This is a genomic window from Planctomycetota bacterium (assembly GCA_039182125.1).
Lineage (GTDB): Bacteria > Planctomycetota > Phycisphaerae > Tepidisphaerales > Tepidisphaeraceae > JBCDCH01.
In genome coordinates, this window is sequence record JBCDCH010000016.1 from 59065 (window position 1) to 65064 (window position 6000).

The 6000-nt window shown below is 64.4% G+C and carries 5 protein-coding genes; 3 read left to right on the forward strand and 2 right to left on the reverse strand.

Annotated elements, in window-relative coordinates:
- Window positions 1–88 precede the first annotated feature (88 nt).
- The 3 genes from AAGD32_06220 (at window position 89) to AAGD32_06230 (ending at window position 4864) form a co-directional block, all read left to right on the forward strand.
- Window positions 89–1267: a hypothetical protein gene (locus tag AAGD32_06220; GenBank protein MEM8873839.1), complete on the forward strand. Its 1179-nt coding sequence runs from the start codon at window positions 89–91 to the stop codon at window positions 1265–1267.
- 155 nt (window positions 1268–1422) lie between these two features.
- Window positions 1423–3330: a hypothetical protein gene (locus tag AAGD32_06225; protein MEM8873840.1), complete on the forward strand. Its 1908-nt coding sequence runs from the start codon at window positions 1423–1425 to the stop codon at window positions 3328–3330.
- A gap of 337 nt (window positions 3331–3667) precedes the next feature.
- Window positions 3668–4864 (forward strand): tyrosine-type recombinase/integrase, encoded by a 1197-nt coding sequence (locus AAGD32_06230; GenBank protein ID MEM8873841.1) that lies wholly within the window; start codon window positions 3668–3670, stop codon window positions 4862–4864.
- Between the two features lie 146 nt (window positions 4865–5010).
- Here the strand turns inward: AAGD32_06230 and AAGD32_06235 are convergent, their stop codons facing one another.
- Entirely contained in the window at window positions 5011–5280 is a 270-nt protein-coding gene (locus AAGD32_06235) for a PepSY domain-containing protein (protein MEM8873842.1), read from the reverse strand.
- A gap of 185 nt (window positions 5281–5465) precedes the next feature.
- The coding region (locus AAGD32_06240; protein ID MEM8873843.1) for a beta-agarase at window positions 5466–6000 on the reverse strand (535 nt) is incomplete at its 5' end.

Sequence of the window (6000 nt, forward strand, 5' to 3'; positions counted from 1 at the left end):
GCCCCGACCCACACGCCCGTTTCCGATCCGCGACGACGTCGCGACCGTCCCCGGCTCATCCGAGCGACTCCACGTACGAAAGGCCACCATGCCGATGCCCACCACCACACGACGCTCCGAAGATCAAACCCATGGGCTCGCCGCCGCGATCGCGCTGCGGGCCGGACTCGACTGGACGAAGCTTCCGGTCGGCAACGTCCGCGACCCCGACAAACGCCGCCAAGCTCAGGAACGCGCCGCCGACAAAGCCGACGCGATCCGCATTCGGAGCTTGGTCGACTTGTGCGAGCAGGCACTCCGCATGGAAGGCGGCCACGTCCCGGACAACATCGACGACACGATCCGCTTCGCCGTCAGCACCGCCACCCTCGAGCACGCGTTCACCGACGCGATCGGCGCGATGGTTTCCGACGGCTACGACAACGCCCCGGACACCACCGATTGGTGTGAGGAAGTCGACGTTCGGGACTTCCGCGAGCAGACGGACATCACGCTCGGTGCCTCAAATCGGCCGCAGAAACACGCCCGGGGCGGCACGGCCAACCACGCGTCCATCAGCGACAACGCCGAGAAGTTCCGCATCGCCCGCTACTCGCAGCAGCTCGTCGTCGACGAGATGGACATCATCGACGACCGATTCGAGCTGATCCAGGAACTGCCGCGCGAGATGGCCGAGGCGGCCCGGCAACTGCGGCCGGACCTCGTCTACGCGTTGCTGCTGGCCAACCCGTCGCTCACTTCGGACTCGACCGCCATCTTCCACGCCGGCCATTCAAACCTTGGCACCGCCGTGCTCGGCGCCGAGGGGCTGCAGGCCGGCATCACGGCCATGGGCCTGCAGCGACTCGGTGAGCGCGCGTTGAACGTGCGAGCCCGCAACGTCATCGTCCCCCCGGACCTTTCGTTCACCGCCCGCCAGCTCATCAACTCGAGCGAGGTTCGCGGCGACGCGGCGGCCAACGGCACCCGCAACCCGCTGCAGGGCCAGGGGCTCAACGTCGTGGAGGAATCCCGCATCAGCACCGGCGGTGTCGTCGACCCCGACAGCGGCGTGAGCTACGCCGGCTCCGCGACCAACTGGTTCCTCGCGTCCGACCGCCGCACGGTTGCCGTGGCCTACCTCATCGGCAGCAACCGACGCCCGGTGGTCCGCTCAACGAACCTCACCGGCGGTCGCTGGGGGCTGGGTGTCGACATCAAGCTCGACATCGCGGCGTACGCCCGCGACTTCCGCGGGCTCTACAAGTCGACGGGTGCCGGTGCGTAACAGTCGTAGTTGGGTCGTCGCCGGTGCGTTACCGGCGGCGACTGGTTCGCGCCCGCCGGTGGTGGTTTTTCTCCGACCACGCGCCGATCGCCGGCGGGCGTTTTGATACACCCTCGTGGCAAAGTTGCCACGTTCACCCGTAGGAACCGCCCACCATGGCCAACGTCACCCTCGTGATGGACTCGGACGAGCAGCGGCTGTGGAACAGCCTGCAGCGCGTCATCGGTCAGCAGGAGAAGATGGAGGGCAGCGCTCGCAGCGTTGGCCGGGCCTACCGCCAGCTCGAACGCGAGGGTCGTCGCGTGTTCGAGGCGACGCGGACGCCGGCGGAGAAGTACTCGGCGGAGCTGGTGCGACTGCAGACGCTGCTCCGCAGAGGCGTGATTGATCAGCAGACGTTCAACCGAGCCGTCGGCCAAGCGGACGAGGAACTCAAAGCCGCCGGTGCGGCGACGAAGAACGCGTTCGGCAGCGGAGCACTATCTGACCTCAAGGCGTATGCCGCCGGGATGCTCGGCGTCGGTGCAGCCATCGGTGCGGTCACGGCAGCGGTGCGTGAGCAGCGCCGAGCACGCGAGGAGGCTGGGCAGCGTGTCATGGACTCGGAAGGTCGGCGAAATCGCCGCCGCCAAGTCGCGGCGAACCAGGAAGAATACGAAGCATTAGGCTTCGCCGAAGATCGACTGCGGACCAATTTCGGCTTCACCGAGCAGGAAGCGAGCGACGTCGTCTACACGGCAAAGAGCTCGGGCGATCGCTACATGCAGACGCTCGATTTCTTCGCGACCACCCGCCGGCTGGGTATCAACCCGAACACCGCCATCGGCGCGGATCAGAAGATCTCGTCCAACTTCCAGGATGTCGGCTCGCCGGAAGCGGTGATGAACAAGCTACTCGCCGCCGCCGGACCATCGCCGGTCCCGGTGGACGAGATCGCAAGTGCCGCCGCCAATGCCGCACCCGCCTTCTCCGCGATCGGCGCTACTGATGAAGAGCTGCTCGCCCTTGGCGGCGTCTACGCGGAGATCTTCAAGAATGCCGACGCCGGCTTCGAGCGTGCGAACTCGCTGGCAGCACAGGTCTATCAGAAGATGGAGCGTGGGCAGATCCGACTGCAGGGCGAAGACGCCAACCTCAAAGGCTTCGACCTGCTCGATGCACTCCCCCGCCTGGCCGAGGAGGGGAAGCTACTGAACGCAGGGGGCAAGGCGGTCGGCGTCACCCAGTTCCTCGAGGATCGTAATGCGGTCTTCGGCTTTGAGAAGTTCCGCGAGAAGCGAGACTTCATTCGGCAGCGCGTCAGCGAAGTCGAACAGGCCGGGCTAGATGCCGGGACGAGCGATAGCTTGCTGCGCGTGAAGCTCGGCTTTAGGGACACGCGGAGTGAGGTCGCCGAGCAGGCACGAATCTCCAAGCAGAAGATGGATGTCGATCGTGAGGAGAAGTACGGCAACGACGAGCTCATCATCCAAACCGCGTCCGAAGAGTTCTTGAAGGCGATCGACGACGAAGCTCAAGCGTCGGCCGTCCCGCTGCTCGGCAGTGCGAAGTATGCAACGTACAAGACGCTCAACGAGTCGAACCGCTACCTCTACTCGAACACCCGCAACCTGAAGTCGGCTTTCGACGATCAGATACTTCCGCTGCTCGCTGACAACGACCCGTCAACCAATCCACGTTTCTCGCGATCAACCCAGCGTGCGATTGCTGAGCGGCTTGGCGGCGAACGTCTACGGAAGTTCAACCGCTTCGATGTACTTCGGCAGCACCAAGACCGAACGGCGTTCGCACGCGATGTGTTGTTCCCCGAAGAAGACAACGACCCGAACACGTCATCGGTGTTACTGAAGTCGAGTGATGGTCGAAGGCAGGCGAGGAACCAGGCCGAGATGATCGGCGGTGACTTTCCTGAACGGCTGGAAAATGCCATTCAGAATCTCGATCGAGCAGCCGCGGCGATGTCGGCCGCTGCAGATCAACACAAGCAGGCAGCGTCTGAGCAGGCGGGGGCGGCCAAGCAGCAGCAGGATCGTCGCCAACCAACACCACCGGCGTCACCGTGATGCCGCCAGCTCATCCCAGGGTGTCCCCGGTGCTTTCAACTGGCGACGAAACCAGCGTTTGCAGGCCAGTAGCGGCCATCGGGGCCACCGCCCGACCCCGTCTGTTGGCTCAGAATCGCGGGTCCTTCCGAGCAAGCCGCGCGCAGGGGCGAAGCAAGTCATCGACGCACTTTTCTACACACGAAGGGCAATTTGTGGCTTCCACCACCACCATCATCGGGATCCGTCCGCACGCCGTCGATGCCCGGCCGATTTGAGCCCGTCGAACCCGCGTGCATGATCGGCCCCGCTATGGCTTCGGCTGCCGGCGGCCGACTCGAACCAGAAAGGCGGTTCAATGACCATCCTCAAACGCAAACGCAAGGTGACCCGGCCGGACGGGATCACCACAACCTCAGTCTCACGCTGCTGGTATATCCAGTGGCGTGACGCCTGCGGCAGGCTTCACCGTCGCAAGGGCTACACCGACAAGGCGGCCACCCGCCAGCTCGCCGCGAAGCTCGAGGCCGAGCAGGCCCGCGGTGAGCAAAGCATGGTGGACGTCTACCGCGACCATCGCGCGCGACCGATCGGCGAGCATCTCGATGACTACCTGGCCCACCTCGAGGCCCAACGTCGTGACGATGACTACCGCTACCACGTTGATCGCCGGTGCCGGCTCATCATCGACCAAGCTCATTGGCGAACGCTCGATGACGTCACGCTCGACTCGTTTCTCGCGTGGCGAAACCGGCGGGCAAAGACCGGCAGCCACAACGGCCACGGCATCGAGAAGGGCAAGCCGCTCACGGCCCGGACGCTCAACCACTACCGGGACGCGGTCCGCGGTTTCCTCAACTGGTGTGTCGAAGTGAAACGCATGCCGGTGAACCCGCTGGCGAACGTGGCCAAGGTCACGGGCGAGAAGCGGATCAACCGACGCGCGCTCACCGTGGAGGAAGTGGGGCGGCTGCTCAACACCGCACCCGCCGATCGACGGTTCGCGTGGTTGTTCCTGCTCACCACCGGCCTGCGGTGCCAGGAAGCTGCCGACCTGCAGTGGCGTGACGTTCAGCTCATGGCGACGCGTCCGTACCTGCAGCTCCGCATGGAGGCGACGAAGGCCAAGCGCGCCGATCGCGTGTGGCTGCGGCCCGAAGTCGCCGACGAGCTGCGGGCGATGCGGCCGAGCAACTGCCGTGGCACCGATGCCGTGTTCGATCGGTTCCCGTCGCTCAAGTGGTGGAAGTCGGACCTGGCCGCCGCCGGTGTCGACTACCGCGACGACAGCGGACGCCAGGCCGACCGGCACGCCACGCGGATGACGCTCGGTACAATGCTGCAGCAGGCGGGCGTATCACCACGCGCTGCCCAGGACGTGCTGCGGCACGCGACGTTGCGGCAGACGCTCGAGCACTACACCGACGGCAGTGCCTTCGACACCGTCGCCGCGGTGGACTCGCTCCCGGCCCTCGATCGGGCCGCCGAAGCGGATGATGTCCGTTTTGATGTCCACTCCTCCGAAAAGCGGCCTGCACGGGCCGCGAACGCATGAAAGAACGGGGTTCGACTCCCCGTGGCTCCACTACAAACGCCTAGCCGGCACTTGCCCGCATATTCGCGCACCAGAAGGGCATAACCCCGCCACGGCAAGGGTTTTCGCATCGGTGGGCCGGTCGCATAGTCGGCAACGCCGCGGCGTTAGTCGTCTACATCGCCATCGACGCCTTCGTGCAAAAGGCTGCCGGACAGTTCAGCTCGAATCTCTTCGATGTCTTCCTCTTCAACCGCGACGACTTCACCGTTTCGGGCGTCAACTTCCACTTCGTAGGCTTGGTCGCCGGACTGAACAAACACATCCCACTGCGTGTCTGGCTCATCGAAGCGGACTCCAAGAACATCAACACCCACGCGCTGTAGGGCGGCCTTGATCGCATCTTCCTCGCTGATCAACGTGGTGTTGTTCGACATGCATCCTGCGAGACCCAAAGCTATCAGAGCGACGGTTGTCTGCGTAATGTTCTTCATTGTATGTGACGCTACTGCGCCGCCGGTTCGTGGGGCAAGCCGCGATCACTGACCAACTGCTCGATTAACGCGCTGGCTTGCCCACCTGTAGACGAATCGGGATTTGACGTGAAGATCGCCGACGCCGGTCAATGGCCGAAGGCGGCATCTTCGAACTCAACTTCGGCAGGCGTATTCTCGACCAAGAAGCGGTTGAGCGCTCGGAGTTCGCGATTCAGGTCGGGGCGGGGCGTGAGTCCCTTGCCGTAGAGGCCCTGCTTGATTCCGGTGTTGCCGAACTCGCCACCGGAGTTGACCGGATTACACCAGAAGACGCCGATGATGTACCGCGTGGCGAACGCGTCGCGGACCCACTCGGCATACACCTGTCCCGCCGCCTGCGGTGTCGGCTGGGGTCGCCAGCCCCGGATGTTCTTACCTTCTTCCTCGAAGCGGATCGCGAAGTCGCAAATCAGGATCGGCTTGCCGGTTTGCTCGTAGAGCCTGTCGAACTGTTCCTGGGGGAACCCCGGGTTGAACAACGGCTGAACGGCAATCGCATCGACGTACGGCAGCATTTCTTCTAGCGCGACGGGTGAGATGAGCCAGCTGGCAAGTCGGTCGCCAAAGATGAGGTGGTCCGGGTCGTACCTGCGGTTCGCTTCGCCGAGCACCCGGTAGTAC

Bases quoted from the DNA above. Each gene is read 5' to 3' on its own strand.
- AAGD32_06230 (MEM8873841.1), top strand. From the start codon at position 3,668: ATGACCATCCTCAAACGCAAACGCAAGGTGACCCGGCCGGACGGGATC.
- AAGD32_06220 (MEM8873839.1), top strand. From the start codon at position 89: ATGCCGATGCCCACCACCACACGACGCTCCGAAGATCAAACCCATGGG.
- AAGD32_06235 (MEM8873842.1), bottom strand. From the start codon at position 5,280: ATGTCGAACAACACCACGTTGATCAGCGAGGAAGATGCGATCAAGGCC.
- AAGD32_06225 (MEM8873840.1), top strand. From the start codon at position 1,423: ATGGCCAACGTCACCCTCGTGATGGACTCGGACGAGCAGCGGCTGTGG.